Source organism: Companilactobacillus keshanensis (assembly GCF_003946205.1).
GTDB classification, from domain to species: domain Bacteria; phylum Bacillota; class Bacilli; order Lactobacillales; family Lactobacillaceae; genus Companilactobacillus; species Companilactobacillus keshanensis.
Genome location: NZ_RHOS01000001.1, coordinates 109,802 through 125,426, shown reverse-complemented (window position 1 = coordinate 125,426; position 15,625 = coordinate 109,802). Strand labels below are relative to the sequence as shown.

The window sequence follows — 15,625 nt, the reverse complement described above, 5'->3', positions numbered from 1 at the left end:
ACGAAACGTGGATACACTTAATAGCGAACCAATTATAAAGAAAGTTAATTATAGTAAAGATGGACTAATAAATCTTAATTCAGAATTAGTTCATGATAGTAAAAAAGACCAAATTCTTTTGTCTGAATATCCTACAGTTTATATCATTTATAGAAGGGATAAGACTGGTAAATATACAACTTATGTTGGAGAAACTGATGATATCAATCGTAGAACTAAGGAACATTTAAGTAATAATGAAGAAAATTGGAAATATTTATCTAATAATGAAAAGTCTGAAATGTTGATCATAGGACATCCTTTTTTTAATAAATCGTTGACTTTAGATATTGAAAATCAATTTATTATGTCTCTTAATGGAATGGAAAATGTTAAATACAATCTTAATCAAAAATTTAATGCCCAGAATAGGTATTTTACTTCTTTTTATATGATGAAATTATTTAAAGATATTTGGGATAATTTACATAATAGATATAAATATTTATTTCCTGTGGATTCATCTGCTGCTATAGATACTGCACTATATAAAATATCTCCATTTCATAGATTAACTAATGAGCAAGAGAAAGCTATGGGAATTATTTCAAGGAAAATCTTTGAAACTAGTGTTAACCCTGAATTAGGACAAATAATTTTTATTGAAGGAACCGCAGGGACGGGGAAAACGGTACTATTAAGTCACTTATTCCATACGATTCTTTCTGGTAAGGATATAAATGGTCCTAAAGATTATTTGCTAGTTAATCATGAAGAGCAACTTAAAGTTTATCGTCAGCTAGGAATGAAATTAAAATGGATGAAGAGTCCTAGTGATGACATGATTAGTAAGCCCACGCATTTTATTTTAGAACACGAAAAACATCCAGATGAAAAAACAGATACTATTGTTGTTGATGAAGCACATCTCTTATGGACTCAGGGTAAACAAAGTTATCGAGGTAAAAATCAACTAGAAGATTTAAGAAAATTTGCAAAAACAATAGTTGTCGTTTTTGATAGGAAACAAATATTAAAAACGGAAGAGTATTGGGAAAATAAAAAAATTTTAGATTTAGAGGCTGAAGCAAAGAAAAAAAATAATTATGTCGAATTAACTCAACAGCTTAGAATGAGGGCTAGTGTAAAAACAACCGATTGGTTGAATAATTTTGTTTATAACGGTATATTACAGCCTCTAGCTAGAGATCTCGAGTACGATGTTGAAGTTATGAATTCTCCAAAGGAACTCCATGAAAAAATTATAAATAAAAATCGAAATAAAAAATATGGACATGGACTTTCTAGAGTTCTATCTACATTTGATTGGTCGTATAAACAAAAAGGTAACCCTGATGGAGAACAATATTGGAATGTGAAAATTGGTGATTGGAAATTACCTTGGAATTTACAATTACCAGTTGCTGACAAAAATATTAAACGTCTTCCTTGGGCAGAACAGCCACAAACAATCGATGAGGTTGGGTCTACCTATACGATTCAAGGGTTTGATTTGAACTATGCAGGAGTAATAATCGGACCATCGGTGAAATTTAGAAATGGCAGAGTCGTATTTTGTCCTGAAGATAGTAAGAATAATAATGCCATTCGCAATCGTACTTTAGAGGATGGAACCAAGATCAATGTTGCACAGGAATTATTGCAGAATGAACTTAACGTTTTGCTTACTCGTGGTGTTAATGGATTGTACTTATATGCTGTTGATGAGGAGTTACAGAAGGAATTGATTAAAAATATTAGATAAAAACACACCTATATTTTGAATATAGGTGTATTTTAGTCAGTAGATTATATTTGAATCATTATTCAATAATTTTACTTTGTAGGTAGAAGGTTTTAGTAATAAATTATGATTATTTACTAAAGACCCATTCAATTCATATTTTTTAAATTCGATTGACTCAGACCCATTGAATTTAAAATCATATAGCCTTGTTAACTTATAATTATCTGCATTATCTTTTGAAAATTCTATTTCATTAGTTGTTATATTAAATGGTTGGTTTTTACCTGAAGCGGTGGTCTTTACTTCAATATATAGTTCTGTTCCATCTGGTCTAAAAGATTTAATATCGTAACCCAGTCCATCCCCAATGGTAACTGAAACTTGTTCTACCTTTTCCTGAAGTTTAGGGTAATATGATAATCTTTCTTTTTCCATTTCTAGAACCTGTTTTTCGCCAATGAATCCTAGTTCAGAATTTTTATTATTCAGGTCTTCAAAGTTTGTTTGTCTAACGATTGAGTTATGATTTTCAGTGACTGAATCGTCAATAGAAAAGCGACTATCCTCATTTGTTTGAATTTTTTTGTACTTATTATATTCTGAAATAAAAAAATCAACATTAGTACTGTTGTCAGATGATACTAATTTACTTTTAAGTTCTCGATAAATTGTTATCATTTCGTTTAAATCTTTCATCATCGTTGAATTATCCGGCAGTGAGTTCTTGAAATATTTAATATTAAGTATTGTTCCTAACTCATATCCTTTAGGAAGCTCAGTTATTTTGGAACCATCATCCATCAAGTTAATAGTATCAGCATTCATTGATGATGATTCTGTATTCAAAGTATTTTGCAAATATTTTGTTATATTTGTTATATTTTTTCTGGCGATTTTTAAAGAAAATTTATTTTTGTACATTGTCCAACTTTGAATTAAAGAAAGGTAAGCTATGTTAGAACTTTTCGAAAATAAGTAAGCGATGTAAAATCCGTCAGAGGCTTTAGTGGTAATGCTTGTATCAAATACACCTATCCAAGGTATTGTAGCCCAATGTCCTATGCCGGCTGATCCTTTAGTTTTATAACGTGTGCCCAAAAAAAGATTATCTATAGAGTTGTTTAGTCCATCTTGCATTAGTGCAGCAAAGAAATTGTTTTTTAGGGGATTCATTTTTTCCCGTGGGTAATTATCTAAAACTTCCATGATTAGTGAACGTAAAGTCATTTTTAGGGACCTCTATTCATAAAGATTTTATGGCTATAATTATATTATTTTTATGAATAAATTGGTAATGATAGACCGTAGTTTAATAAACAATTTATCTCAATTTTTATTATAGGACTCCGTAATATAAATGATTTCATTTAAAACATAACAACCTTATATTCTAGTGAAGAACTATAAATTATAAACATTCATTACTCCATCCCCTCCAAAAACAAAACTATTTTCAGAAAAAACTTACGAAAACAAATTTTTTCTGGTATATTAATCAACTGTTGCAACAAATTTGGAGGTATTTTATGAGTAAAACTCAAACTATGAGTGGACAAGTAGAACACCCATTTCTTGCTTTAATGGGTGTCTTAATTGGTGGATTCGTGGGGATGTTCAGTGAAACTTCACTAAACATTGCTTTACCATCTATCATGAAGGCTTTTTCAATTGAAACCGGTACGGCTCAATGGTTGGTCACAGGTTACATGTTAGTCATTGCCATCGTCTTACCACTATCAAGTTTATTAACAAAGCATTTTTCAACTAGGGGGTTGGTTAGATTCGGTTTGATCGACTTTATAGTAGGATCAATTATTGCGGCTGTCGCAATGAACTTTCCTATATTATTAGTCGGTAGAATGATTCAAGGTATTGCTACTGGAATTATTTTGCCACTGATGTTCTCGATCGCTATGAGAATTTTTCCACCTAATAAATTGGGCGCTGCCCTTGGTGTAGCCGCATTAGTTATCATGTTTGCGCCTGCTATCGGACCTACGATTTCCGGTATTATTTTGGGTGTTTCATCATGGAGATTCATTTTTTGGTCATTTATCATTTTTCTAATTATCGGTTTAGTTTTCATGGAAAGAAATCTAGTCAATGTCTTTGAAGTTACAAAGCCTAAAGTCGATTGGTTAGCCATTTTTCTTTCAACTATCAGTTTTGGATTGATCGTTTTTGGAATTAGTTTCTTGACCGTTAGTATATCAATAGCACTGATTGCTTTAATTGCCGGACTTATTTTATTAATTATTTACATAAGACAACAATTAAATGCAGAAACGCCAACTTTGGATTTTGCTGTTTTGAAAAAGCCTGAGTTCGTTACTGGGTCAGTGTTAGTTATGTTAAACTTTGGTATCACATTATCAGCTATGTATATTTTACCAATGTATTTACAAAACGGTTTGGGAGTAGCTGTTGCCTTAACTGGTATGGTTATGTTGCCAGGAGGTATCATTAACGCTGTAGTTTCATTTATAGCCGGTCGTGCGTATGACAGTATCGGTGCTAAATGGATGACGCGTTCAGGTTTCTTTGTTTCAGCGATTGGAGCATTTATGTTCCTATTAAGTAATTCAAATAGTTCATTGGGTTACATTATTGTGGCGCACATAATCTTGATGATTGGTGTACCACTTGCAATGTCGCCATCACAAACTTATGGATTGAACTCACTTGATGAATATCAATCTGCGGACGGATCTGCTATTATCAACACGTTCCAACAAGTGATCGGTGCGGTCGCTACCGGTATCGCTACGATCCTTTTGAGTACAGGTCAAAACACTTTCTTCGCTAATGGCGGACATTCAACATCTTTGGCCTTTACACAAGGTGCTCATTACGGATTCATTTTTACTTTAATTTTAGCCATTCTAGGTTTCCTATTGGCTTTTAAAGTTCATTCTAAAAATTAATAAATTATAGTTTTCATTGAAGAATATCATCCATGTAATATGATATACTAGTATGAAGTAAGTCTTGAAATTATAGGCCACGTCCATTATAATGGTATGGTTGAATTAGAAATATACAAAAAGGGAGGAGGGATTCTAGATGTCACAAAATACACATAAAGGTTATACTGGTCACCGCCGTCCCGTTAACGCTAAGAATGGTGCTGAACGCGTAAACAAAACACAAGAAGTTAAAGAATTTTTGAAGAGCCGTGCTGAAAAAGACGCTAAATAATTAATAGATCATCAAGCCTTTGCTTGATGGTCTTTTTTTATTATCGAATAGCAACTAGATGCCGTGGTTAAATATGGCAAGATCCAAGAATATAAATAATTTCAAAAATTTTCTGTCATAAATCTGGTGGCCTTTTTTGGTGTCTACAGATATACTTGAGTTATTCAGGGACGGGGAGATGATAGTATGAAAAAAGGTCATTTGTCATACAAAGTAAGCGCTAACATAAAAAATAAAATATCTCTATTTGCACCGGCAATTTTTTTTACTGGTATCTTAGCTGTGGGAGTGCCAAATACAGTTAAAGCAGCCGGTGCTGAACAAATGAATGATATTCAAATCGATCAGTCAGTAAGTCAATCTGATATTGCAAGCAGTACTCAATATGGAAATATTGGTGCGAATGATGGAGAAAAAGGAAGTTCTTGGGTAATAGATTCCCAAGGTGTTTTAAGAATTCAGGAGGGTACTTGGGGTGATGACACTACAGGTGACTTCTGGTCTCAAGATGGTTTGAATTATTTAAAAAACGATGTAACCGCAGTAGTTTTTGAAGGCACGGTTACCGCTGGGACTAAATTGGACAATTTATTTAAAGAATTTAATAAATTAGAATCAGTTTCAGTTGAACCTGGATCAAAATTTGATATTTCTAGAACTACAAGCATTAAAAAAATGTTTGATGATACTTCAAATTTAAAAGATTTCGATATGAAGATACTTAACGATGGACATTTAGATCAGGTCGAAGATGCTTCATACATGTTTGAAAATTCAGGATTACAGAGCGTTTCAATGGACGGAGTATTAGCGCCTAAGCTTAGTAATGCTGGTTCTATGTTTGTTAACTGTGATAAGTTAACTAAAGCCAGTTTTAATGGTACAGAATTTGGCAAGGATGGCATAAATATGGGCTTTTTCCTTAAAGGATGTTCATCTCTTAAAGATGTATCCTTTAATAATTCGGACTTTGGAAAATTAGTAACCGCTAATAATATGTTTAGTGGCGACTCTAATATTGAACAATTGGATGTCTCATCGTTTGATTGGAGTGGTGCCACTGATTATGACTCAATGTTTTCATTTAATAATCAGGTCAATGGGGATATATCGAAGTTAAACTCTATAACTTTGCCTGCGAATGCTAAGTTAGATGGTACAGGAATTGATGAATATGATACTAATGAGTTTAAAGGTTGGGGAAGCGACGATGCAAATAATGTGAAATCCCTTGCCGACTATTATTCTGCTAACGATGTCTCATCCACGAAGACCTGGAGTTTAGCAGAAAGAGATGCAGGTAAATATACGATTAACTATCTGGACGATTCTGGTAAAAGTATTGCTAAGAAGGAAGAGTCTGGTTATATTGACGATAATGTAACTAGTTTTCCTAAACTTTTAGGATATTCAACTCCAACTCCGGTCAATTCAGAAAATAAAATAACAGGTCAAAGCGGCCAAGAGTTTGATGTTATTGTTAAAAAGCTAGAGCCATACTCTATTAAAATTATTGTGGAATATGGTGATGGTACTCTTGGTGAAACATTCGATGTCAGTGTACCATTTGGAGTTACTGATCCGGCCAAACAGATAGATCAAGCAAAATTGTCTAAGTTTGATAATAATGGGCTAGTAAATACAAAAAATTCTCAAATTTATATAGGTAGTGATACGTCTTCAACTGGCACCTAATTCTGATTGGAAGAATGATAAAAAGATGGTATTAGACGGCGTAACATATTATCGAGTATCAACTAACGCTTGGGTTAAAGCTAGTGATGTCTATATTTATGTTTATAATAAATCCAAGGTTCGTGTTAACCCTGATAAAAATACCAGAGTAATAAAACCAACCGGAAAACTGACTGATCGTGCACTTGAGTCTTCAACTGATTGGAAGACTGACCGTTATGCGACAATTAACAATGAAATGTATTATCGTGTATCAACTGAAGGGTTTGTCAAAGCTAGTGAAGTACATGAGTATAAATAATAAATAGAGTGTGACAAATCACAGTCATTAAGACAAAGAGATACTGTAATCCAAATCGGAGTACAGTATCTCTTTGCATTAGGCGTGGAATTTTATTTTTAACGATAATAATAATTATGTCTCAGACCTTTTTCACTCTAATATTTCAATCATGTAGTTCAGTGAATTCATCAAGTTTAATAAACTATGATATGAAATAACGATAGTTTCAGTATTATTACCAGCGTGAAATCCTAGATTATCCAAATTCATTAATTTGGAATTGATTAATATATGTAATGGGAGATCGGCTTCTAGTATCAGTGGGCTAACCATTCCAGATACGGTCCGTAATACCTTTGGATCAGCAAATTCTAAACTACTACGACTAGTGTTCAGCTGTAGTGCTAATCTTTTGAAATCAAGACGATCAGTGTCCGTTTGTAAAATTAGATAATATCTCTCATTATTCTTATCTAAAACAAATAGATTCTTTACTAAAGTACATTGATCTTTGATCTCTGGCAGATCTTCCATGTGAAAAACTGCCTGGTGTTTGATAACCTGATAAGATATATGTAGTTCTTGTAATCTGTCTAAATAGATATTAGTTTCCAAATGAAATCAGCCTCTCTATCTTTATTTACAAACATAATGTTAACGTTCTATTGTGTATATAGATGTTTTATTTTTTTAGGAAGTGTAATGTATGATAAAAGTAAAAATAAATCAAAAATTGAATGGAAATTTGGCTCGTTCAGTCAATCCATACGGCTGTCGTCAAAATGTTCTGAATCAAATTGCTTATGTCCAAGAAAAGGGACACTATGATGGGGCCAAAAAGGCTTTGATTATTGGTGGATCTTCCAGCTACGGTTTGGCTAGTCGCATTACGGCAGCCTTTGGTCAAGGAGCTGACACGATTGGTGTGTCATTTGAACGCCCACCACGAGATGAAAAAATGTTAGGAACGGCTGGTTGGTATAACAATATTTATTTCAGGCAGGCCGCCGAATCTGTAGGATTGATTGGTAAAAATTTTATTGGTGATGCCTTCACTGAGGATATGAAGCAACAAGTCATCGACTACATTAAACAAAATTTTGGCGGAAAAATCGATTTATTGGTTTATTCAGTTGCTGCTCCTAAGCGAACTGATCCCAATGATCCTGATAACGTTTGGCGTTCAGTCATTAAACCTGTCAAAAAAGAGGTCACTGGTTTTAACATTGATTTAGAAAAAGAAATGTTATTCAAACAAACCATTGAACCAGCCACCAAAAAAGAGATTGATGACACTAAACATGTCATGGGTGGAGAAGATTGGGAGATATGGATCGATGAATTAAAAAGAGCAGGTGTTTTGAGTTCAGGTTTTAAGACGATTCTTTATTCATATATCGGACCAAGGAGCACTTATGCTTTTTATCATGAAGGAACCCTAGGACTAGCCAAGGATTCTGCCGAGATTTCTAAAAAACATATCCAAGAAAATATCAATGATCTCAATGGTGAGGCCTTGATATCGGCTTCAAGAGCAGTTACTACCAAGGCATCGATTGTGATCCCAATTTTTCCATTATATTGTATCGCTCTTTACAAGATTGAAGAGTCGACTGGGACACATGAGATACCGATCGTACATAAGGATAGATTATTTCGAGATATGGTTTATGGGAATTTTCGAAAAATAGATCAAGAAGGCCGATTACGCCCGGATTCTTTGGAGCAGGACAAGGAAATTCAAGAACGTGTTTCAAAATTGATGCAAAAAATTACTCCAGATAATTTTAAGACTGATTTGACTGGGTACGCGGAATTTAGACGTGAGTTTTTACAAATAAATGGTTTCGATATTCCAGGTATTGAAGAATCTGAAATAGATTTAGATGAATTAACGAAATTGAGACCATAAAAAAAGCCGAATCTTCGGCTTTTTTATTGAGTATTAAGTTTAGTATAAACATCACTAGGAATATTTTTTTCGAAAACTTCTTTATATGTATAAACATAGCTGCCTTTAGTGTCCAACTTTAAGTAGTGGTTCTGTTTCAGTTTGCCCATCCCCATAAACTCTATTTTGTGCGGGTTTCCATTGTCATCATAACTTACTAGGTTATAGTAGTAATTACCATAACCATCCTTATCTTTAGCATTGGTGTTATCGATTTTTACGTAACGGGATTCACGTTTAACTAGAAAATTATATTGATTGATTGCTTGAGAAAATTGATCGGTGCTATCTTTGGCATGAATGCAGACTGCCAGATATAACCCTCCCGCAACAATAACTGATATAAATAAAAACTTTAGTAAATTTCTCATTTGTCTTACCTCCTGAGAATATACTAAAGTTTTTGTTATTATTTAGACATCTGTTCTACTTACAATACTCTTACGGATTTGTAAGCCCCTATTTTAGCCCCCACCAGTCAAAGTTGATGGTATAGTCTACAATTCCGTTGAATATATGTGCAATAAAGTTCCACATAATAACACCTCCAACATTTATAAACTCTTTACAACTCTTTTATAACACTTTTTGGAAGCGGTTTCAATCATCTTATCCCCATATTTCATCAATAATTGACTTAACCAATTTTAGTTTATCCCATTCTTGGTTTTCTGAAAGAGTATTTCCTTCCTCAGTGGAAGCAAAACCGCATTGAGTTGATAACCAGAGTCTATCCAATGGCAAATATTGACTGGCTTCTTTGATACGATCAATGATAACTTTACGGTCTTCCAATTTGCCATCCTTTGAAGTGATCAAGCCTAAGACGACATTTTTATCTCCAGATACTTTAGCTAAAGGTTCAAAATTTCCAGCACGTGAGGAATCATATTCCAAAAAATAAGTTGAAACATTCTCGTTGGCAAATAGCGTATCGGCAACCGGTCCGTATCCTCCGGTAAAAGCAAAGTCTGAATGATAATTACCACGGCAGACGTGTGTATTGATCGTTAAATCTTTGGGTAAATCTTTGATAGCACCATTATTCAATCGCAAAAGAATATCTTGGATACCTGATTCAGCATAGGCCTTGCCGTCTGGAGTTTTCAGAAATTTATCGTCTAAGAATAATCCCCAAGAACAGTCATCCAGTTGAATCACACGAGCTCCCTCGTTATAGAGGGCCAGAATGGCATCATGATAGGCCGATTCGATATCGGCAAATAGCTCTTCATCAGTATCATAAAATTCTCTGATCTTGTCAGCATTAGTACCACGGATCAGCTCAATATAAAGCTGAGCCGGAGCGGGAATGGTCTGTTTAGCCTCAGCAGAAGTTCCATCTGTCAGTGATTTTAGATATTCAAAATGTTGTAAGAAGGGATGAGTTTCAGGATTAAATTTGATTTTTCCAGATAAAATGGCCGTATCATCACGTGTTTCTTCATGGGCAAATTCGTAACCTTCACCATAATGGATATGATCGATACCTTCAAATCCCCAGAAAAAATCGAGATGCCAGTATGAACGTCGAAATTCACCATCAGTCACATAGTCCAGTCCAGCCTCGATCTCTTTGTTTACTAAGTCACTAATGGCTTCATCCTCGACAGTAGTTAAACTAGCCAGATCGATTTTTTTGTCGGCAAAATCTTTTCTAGCTTGCTTTAAAACATCTGGTCTCAAAAAACTTCCTACATGTTGAAATCCAATTTTTTGTTTTGTAATAGTCATAATTTTTCACCTAGCCCCAAACTTCTTCAATAATTGATTTTACGAGTGCTAACTTTTCCCATTGCTGTTCTGGTGTGATGAGATTTCCTTCTTCAGTTGAAGCGAAACCACATTGAGTTGATAACCATAGTTGATTTAATGGTAAATATTGACTAGCTTCTTTGATACGATCGATGATAACTTGTCGATCCTCTAATTCACCTTTTTTTGAAGTTATTAGTCCCAGAACAACACGTTTGTCACCAGATACTTTTGCCAGTGGTTCAAAACCTCCAGCACGTTTTGAATCATATTCCAAGAAGTAAGTATCGATATTTTCTTGACCGAATAGATTATCGGCAACGGGAGCATAACCACCTGAGAATAAAAAATCGGAATGGAAATTACCACGACAGACATGAGTATTGATAATCAAATCATCGGGCAGATCTTCAACAGCACCGTTATTTAATTTTAAGTAGATATCTTGAACACGTTCTTTAACTAGTTTTTGTCCTTCAGGTGTAGCGACAAATTTACTATCGAGTAAGCGACCCCAAGAACAATCATCTAATTGAACTACACGAGCACCAGCTTCGTAAAAAGAAATCAGAGCATCGTGATAGGCTTTTTCAATGTCTGTATATAATACGTTTTTATCAGGATAAATGCGGTCGAGGGCCTCTTGATTCTTGTCACGAGTCAATTCACGGTAGAGTTGAGCGGGTGCGGGGATAGTTTGCTTTGGTAATATACCACCAATCTCATCAGTTACTGATTTTAGATATTTGAAATCTTCGATGAATGGGTGAGTGTTTTTATCAAAACTGATTCTATCGGTTAGGACAGCTGTATCATCTCGTGATCTGCCTTTTGAGAAATCATAGCCTTCGCCGTTATGTGTATGATCGACACCCTCAAAACCCCAGAAGAAATCTAAATGCCAATATGAACGTCGGAATTCACCATCTGTTGCGTAATCTAATCCGGCTTCTTTTTGTTGTTCTACCAGATTATAGATGGCAACGTCTTCAACGTCTCGTAAGGCTTCGTGATCAATTTTACCTACTTGATATTCTTTTCTGGCCTGTTTTAATTCGTCCGGTCTTAAGAAACTTCCTACATGTTGAAATCCAATTTTTTGTTTTGTAATAGTCATATTTAAAATCCTCCAAAATATTTTTTAAAATTTATTCAATAAAAAAATCGTCCCTACATTTACAGAATTTATCTGTAATGTAGGGACGATCACCCGTGATACCACCCTAATTCATATTTTGCTTACACAAAATACCTCAACGACACTAACATGTCCGGGATGATATCGCATCCTTGCGTACTTTTGGCTTTCACCTAAGTAAGACTCTGAGCTCATGTTCGACTGACTTTCGTTCCGCCTTTTCACTATCTAGCGGTCACTATTCAAATTACTAATTCAGTCTACTCTTCTCTTCAACGTCTAATAAAATTAAATAAGTTTTAATTGATTGGTGAATAAGTTACACCTTGATAAAATACTTGTCAACACTATTTATGAGTATCAACGGCATTTTTTGGTTCTTTACCAGAAATCATAGCCTTGTTATCATTCATGGAATCAAAAATCATATTGTGAACGGCACGTTCAGTGTAGAAGGCCGTATGTGGTGTGATTATGACATTATCACGATGCGCTAAGTTTTGGAATATTGGATCGTCAACCGCTTCAACACTGTCAAATTCATTTTGGAAAATACCATTTTCATTTTCGAGAACATCAAGACCAGCACCGGCAATTTTGCCACTATCTAGACCGTCGATCAACGCATTATTATCCAATAAACCGCCACGAGCACAGTTGATAAGATAGACACCATCTTTCATTTTAGCAATAGCAGCAGCGTCCAACATATGATGATCCTTTGGTGCTAGAGGAGTATGGATCGAAATAATATCTGACTTCTCTAGTAATTCATCAAGAGTATCGACATAAATACCTAAATTTTCCAGAGCAGGATTAGGATCAATATCGTAGGCAATAACGTTTGCACCGTATCCGAACCGCATAATACGAGCAAAGACACTACCAATATGACCGGTTCCAATGACACCAACAGTTTTACCACTGATTTCGGTACCAATAGTAGGGAACCATTTAAAATTACCACTTTGGAATTTTTTATCGAATTCAGGGACACGACGAAGTAAGCGACCGACTAGGAAAGAGGCGTGCTCAGCAATTGCATTTGGAGAATAGACAGGGACATAAGTTAAAGTAAAACCAAAATCGTTCAGATCTTTAAAGTTGAATCCATCCAATCCCACGTTTCTAACTGAGAACTTATTGATACCGAGGTCATGAATGATCTCTAATGCGTGACGACTATAGGGTTGTGTTTGTACCGCCACAACACCATCTGCACCCTTAGCCAGGTTAGCTGTTTCTTCAGTCAATATTTCAGTTGTATAATCAACATCAACATCTGAGTTAGCAACTTTCCACTGGTTTAAAGGTTCAATTTCGTCTTCACGGAGACCAAATACGTATATCTTCATAAAAATCCCTCTTTCTTTGAATTTGATTAGTCTTCTAATTTGTTTCTAATCAAATGCTAGTGATTATTAGTGTAACTCAAATTTTAAAAAAGGGAAGTGGTAATTTTTTTTGCCGCCTACGAGCGAGAGGGAATTGGCCTGCAATGGGACCGACTTAGGCCACGGTCTGAAGTCTCGATTTTGAGTTTTGCAAGGTTCGCAAATCTCAAAATACGTCCGTTATGTAAGAACGACTGCGTCGTCCTAACATAATTTGTACTGCTGGCCAATTCCCTCTCGCTCTCCGGCTCGATTCCACGATAATGGCTGAAGAGTTTGAGTAATGGAACCAGTTTTGCAAGTGTAGTCGAACGGTGGAACCGTTCATACTTCACCGACGATTCTGAAATTTGCGAAAGCAAGGCTCAAAATCGAGATCCCAGACCTTGGTTGGGACCGATCGCATAATAGGTGGAATTACGCAAACTCGTAGGTACAAAAAGTACAAAAAAAGTAGTCTCATGACAACTTATTGTCATAAAACTACCATTGATTATTATTTTGTATTAATTAAGGTATCTGGTGTTTGTCCTTCAATCAAGGCCTTATTAGAATCAAAGGAGATCTTGATCATATTGTGGACAGCAGTTTCAGTATAGAAGGCATTGTGAGGTGTGATGATAACATTTAAGCGTTGTGCTAAATTCTTGATATCTGAACTTGGCAAGTTATCAATACTGCCCCATTCTTTACCGAAGACTCTATTTTCATTGTCTAATACATCAAGTCCAGCACCGGCAATTTTTTTATCATCCAAACCTTTTATCAAAGCTTGAGTATCAATCAATTCACCACGTGCACAGTTGACGATGAAGACGCCGTCTTTCATTTGTTCGATAGCTGATTCATTGATCATATGTTTATTGCTGTCGAATAATGGTACGTGCAAGGTGATGACATCAGATTGTTTGTAGATATCCTCAAGGGAATCTACGTAAAGTCCTTGTTTTTCAATATCAGGATTGTGATAGACATCATAGGCGATGACCTTAGCACCGAATCCTTGCAAGATTTTTATAACGACACGTCCGATATGACCAGTACCGATAACACCGACCGTTTGTTCACGGTATTCTTTACCAATCGTTGGCGCCCAAGTAAAGTCACCATTATCGAATTTAACATCAACTTCAGGAACACGGCGAAGCAAACGTCCCATTAACAAAATTGTATGTTCAGCGATAGCATTTGGTGAATAAACTGGTACGTTAGTTAACTTGAATCCTAATTCATTTAAATCTTTGAAACTAAAATTATCAACACCAACATTGCGAATAGAAATAGATTGGATACCTTGTTCCTTTAGAACCTCCAGAGCACCTCTCTCGTAAGGTGTTGTTTGAAGAGTAACTACACCGTTGGCACCATCAGCTAATTTAGCTGTTTCTGGTGTCAACAATTGATCAGTATAATCGACCTCTACATCCGAATTTTCTTTCTCCCATTTTTCCATTGATGGCTTTTCGTCATCACGAATTCCATAAGCAAAAATTTTCATAACTTGGTGTGACCTCCTTATCAGTTTGTGTTGGTATCGTACCTGTTTAGAATGTAAATAGCGAAGACAACAATTATTGAACCGATAATTTCGACAAAATTGACGCTATATGCAAGGAATATGACACTCAATACTAAGGTGGTGAACGGTTGCACCGCATCGGTGATACTTATTGTGGCGGCTGTAGTATATTTAGTACTGAAAACCATTAACAAGAATGCAATAACATTACTAAGCAGAATAACAGCACCTACACCTAGTATACTCTTAGTTGACAGGTGAGGGGGATTAATCCAGATCGGCGTAAAGCAGTTCGAAATGAGTCCTGCGACAAGCATCCCCCAGCCAGTAACGAGTAGACCATTATGTCTAGCAATTAGGCGTTGCGGTATAACGATATAAAGTGCAGCTGTAATACCACTACCAATTCCCCAAAGCACTGATACAAAGGGAATTGAGAGGTGTCCAAAGTCTCCTCTGGTAATTAATAAGAAAACACCTAATAAGGCTAGCGTAAATGAAATAACATCAATTCTTAGAACTTTTTTGTGTGTAAATAAGACTGCCCCAACCATAACGAATAACGGCGATAAATACTGTAAAATCGTAGCAGTTGAAGAGTTACCAGTTTGAATTGCATAGAAAAATGTATACATATTGGCAAACAATCCAAAGGCGGAAAAGGCTATCAAAGTCAAAGTATCTTTCCACGATTTAAAGATCGAGAAGAACTCTTTTTTTGGTAGAACGAATAGCGAAATAATTAATAAAATTACCCCGGCAATGGTAGTTCTGGTACCGACAAACCACATGGCAGGGATATTGGCATCTTTTGCGACGATCTGTTGAACAGCACCGGACACCCCCCAAACCATAGATGCAGTGAAAGCAAGAAGAAATCCCTTTCTCAGGGTCTTCTTGGCAAGCAACTTACTTTCTTCCATAATTTCCTCCTAAAAACTCATAACCAATATTATACATGCAACC

General features: G+C 35.4%; 14 protein-coding genes. 6 read left to right on the top strand and 8 right to left on the bottom strand.

Annotation, left to right across the window (positions count from 1 at the left end; translation table 11 throughout):
• Positions 1-7 precede the first annotated feature (7 nt).
• Complete coding sequence (locus tag EKM64_RS00615) at positions 8-1,744, top strand: DNA/RNA helicase domain-containing protein (RefSeq protein ID WP_125674525.1); 1,737 nt, start codon at positions 8-10, stop codon at positions 1,742-1,744.
• Positions 1,745-1,780: 36 nt separating this feature from the next.
• Here the strand turns inward: EKM64_RS00615 and EKM64_RS00610 are convergent, their stop codons facing one another.
• Positions 1,781-2,932 carry an MrcB family domain-containing protein gene (locus tag EKM64_RS00610; RefSeq protein ID WP_164505259.1) on the bottom strand — a complete coding sequence of 384 codons (1,152 nt, stop codon included), beginning with the start codon at positions 2,930-2,932 and terminating at the stop codon, positions 1,781-1,783.
• A gap of 320 nt (positions 2,933-3,252) precedes the next feature.
• On the opposite strand from EKM64_RS00610, the gene EKM64_RS00605 reads away from it, so the two are divergent.
• The 4 genes from EKM64_RS00605 to EKM64_RS00595 all read left to right on the top strand — a co-directional run bounded on the left by EKM64_RS00605 (position 3,253) and on the right by EKM64_RS00595 (position 6,920).
• Positions 3,253-4,650 (top strand): DHA2 family efflux MFS transporter permease subunit, encoded by a 1,398-nt coding sequence (locus EKM64_RS00605; protein WP_125674521.1) that lies wholly within the window; start codon positions 3,253-3,255, stop codon positions 4,648-4,650.
• Positions 4,651-4,789: 139 nt separating this feature from the next.
• Complete coding sequence (locus EKM64_RS11610) at positions 4,790-4,924, top strand: hypothetical protein (protein WP_263852824.1); 135 nt, start codon at positions 4,790-4,792, stop codon at positions 4,922-4,924.
• 186 nt (positions 4,925-5,110) lie between these two features.
• Positions 5,111-6,619 carry a BspA family leucine-rich repeat surface protein gene (locus EKM64_RS00600; protein ID WP_125674519.1) on the top strand — a complete coding sequence of 503 codons (1,509 nt, stop codon included), beginning with the start codon at positions 5,111-5,113 and terminating at the stop codon, positions 6,617-6,619.
• On the top strand, positions 6,594-6,920 hold the full coding sequence (locus EKM64_RS00595; RefSeq protein WP_164505258.1) for an SLAP domain-containing protein: 327 nt from the start codon (positions 6,594-6,596) through the stop codon (positions 6,918-6,920). Before EKM64_RS00600 ends, EKM64_RS00595 begins: the two co-directional genes overlap by 26 nt.
• A gap of 132 nt (positions 6,921-7,052) precedes the next feature.
• On the opposite strand, the gene EKM64_RS00590 is transcribed toward EKM64_RS00595, so the two are convergent.
• Positions 7,053-7,517 (bottom strand): YbaK/EbsC family protein, encoded by a 465-nt coding sequence (locus EKM64_RS00590; RefSeq protein ID WP_125674515.1) that lies wholly within the window; start codon positions 7,515-7,517, stop codon positions 7,053-7,055.
• Between the two features lie 91 nt (positions 7,518-7,608).
• Here EKM64_RS00590 and fabV point away from each other — a divergent pair, with 91 nt between their 5' ends.
• Positions 7,609-8,814, top strand: coding sequence for an enoyl-ACP reductase FabV (gene fabV / locus EKM64_RS00585; protein WP_125674513.1), 1,206 nt, complete (start codon positions 7,609-7,611; stop codon positions 8,812-8,814).
• Between the two features lie 23 nt (positions 8,815-8,837).
• Here fabV and EKM64_RS00580 read toward each other — a convergent pair whose 3' ends face one another.
• From EKM64_RS00580 to EKM64_RS00555, 6 genes are all read right to left on the bottom strand, one after another.
• On the bottom strand, positions 8,838-9,224 hold the full coding sequence (locus EKM64_RS00580; RefSeq protein WP_125674511.1) for a YxeA family protein: 387 nt from the start codon (positions 9,222-9,224) through the stop codon (positions 8,838-8,840).
• 238 nt (positions 9,225-9,462) lie between these two features.
• Positions 9,463-10,587 carry a 5-methyltetrahydropteroyltriglutamate--homocysteine S-methyltransferase gene (locus tag EKM64_RS00575; protein WP_125674509.1) on the bottom strand — a complete coding sequence of 375 codons (1,125 nt, stop codon included), beginning with the start codon at positions 10,585-10,587 and terminating at the stop codon, positions 9,463-9,465.
• Positions 10,588-10,597: 10 nt separating this feature from the next.
• Positions 10,598-11,725, bottom strand: coding sequence for a 5-methyltetrahydropteroyltriglutamate--homocysteine S-methyltransferase (locus EKM64_RS00570; RefSeq protein WP_125674507.1), 1,128 nt, complete (start codon positions 11,723-11,725; stop codon positions 10,598-10,600).
• 368 nt (positions 11,726-12,093) lie between these two features.
• Entirely contained in the window at positions 12,094-13,101 is a 1,008-nt protein-coding gene (locus EKM64_RS00565; protein WP_125674505.1) for a D-2-hydroxyacid dehydrogenase, read from the bottom strand.
• A gap of 535 nt (positions 13,102-13,636) precedes the next feature.
• Positions 13,637-14,638: a D-2-hydroxyacid dehydrogenase gene (locus EKM64_RS00560; RefSeq protein ID WP_125674503.1), complete on the bottom strand. Its 1,002-nt coding sequence runs from the start codon at positions 14,636-14,638 to the stop codon at positions 13,637-13,639.
• 20 nt (positions 14,639-14,658) lie between these two features.
• Positions 14,659-15,582, bottom strand: coding sequence for a DMT family transporter (locus tag EKM64_RS00555; protein ID WP_125674501.1), 924 nt, complete (start codon positions 15,580-15,582; stop codon positions 14,659-14,661).
• Between the last annotated feature and the right edge of the window lie 43 nt (positions 15,583-15,625).

Coding starts and splice junctions, on each gene's coding strand:
- EKM64_RS00610 (WP_164505259.1), bottom strand. CDS start 2,932: ATGGAAGTTTTAGATAATTACCCACGGGAAAAAATGAATCCCCTAAAA.
- EKM64_RS00605 (WP_125674521.1), top strand. CDS start 3,253: ATGAGTAAAACTCAAACTATGAGTGGACAAGTAGAACACCCATTTCTT.
- EKM64_RS11610 (WP_263852824.1), top strand. CDS start 4,790: ATGTCACAAAATACACATAAAGGTTATACTGGTCACCGCCGTCCCGTT.
- EKM64_RS00600 (WP_125674519.1), top strand. CDS start 5,111: ATGAAAAAAGGTCATTTGTCATACAAAGTAAGCGCTAACATAAAAAAT.
- fabV (WP_125674513.1), top strand. CDS start 7,609: ATGATAAAAGTAAAAATAAATCAAAAATTGAATGGAAATTTGGCTCGT.
- EKM64_RS00580 (WP_125674511.1), bottom strand. CDS start 9,224: ATGAGAAATTTACTAAAGTTTTTATTTATATCAGTTATTGTTGCGGGA.
- EKM64_RS00575 (WP_125674509.1), bottom strand. CDS start 10,587: ATGACTATTACAAAACAAAAAATTGGATTTCAACATGTAGGAAGTTTT.
- EKM64_RS00570 (WP_125674507.1), bottom strand. CDS start 11,725: ATGACTATTACAAAACAAAAAATTGGATTTCAACATGTAGGAAGTTTC.
- EKM64_RS00565 (WP_125674505.1), bottom strand. CDS start 13,101: ATGAAGATATACGTATTTGGTCTCCGTGAAGACGAAATTGAACCTTTA.
- EKM64_RS00560 (WP_125674503.1), bottom strand. CDS start 14,638: ATGAAAATTTTTGCTTATGGAATTCGTGATGACGAAAAGCCATCAATG.
- EKM64_RS00555 (WP_125674501.1), bottom strand. CDS start 15,582: ATGGAAGAAAGTAAGTTGCTTGCCAAGAAGACCCTGAGAAAGGGATTT.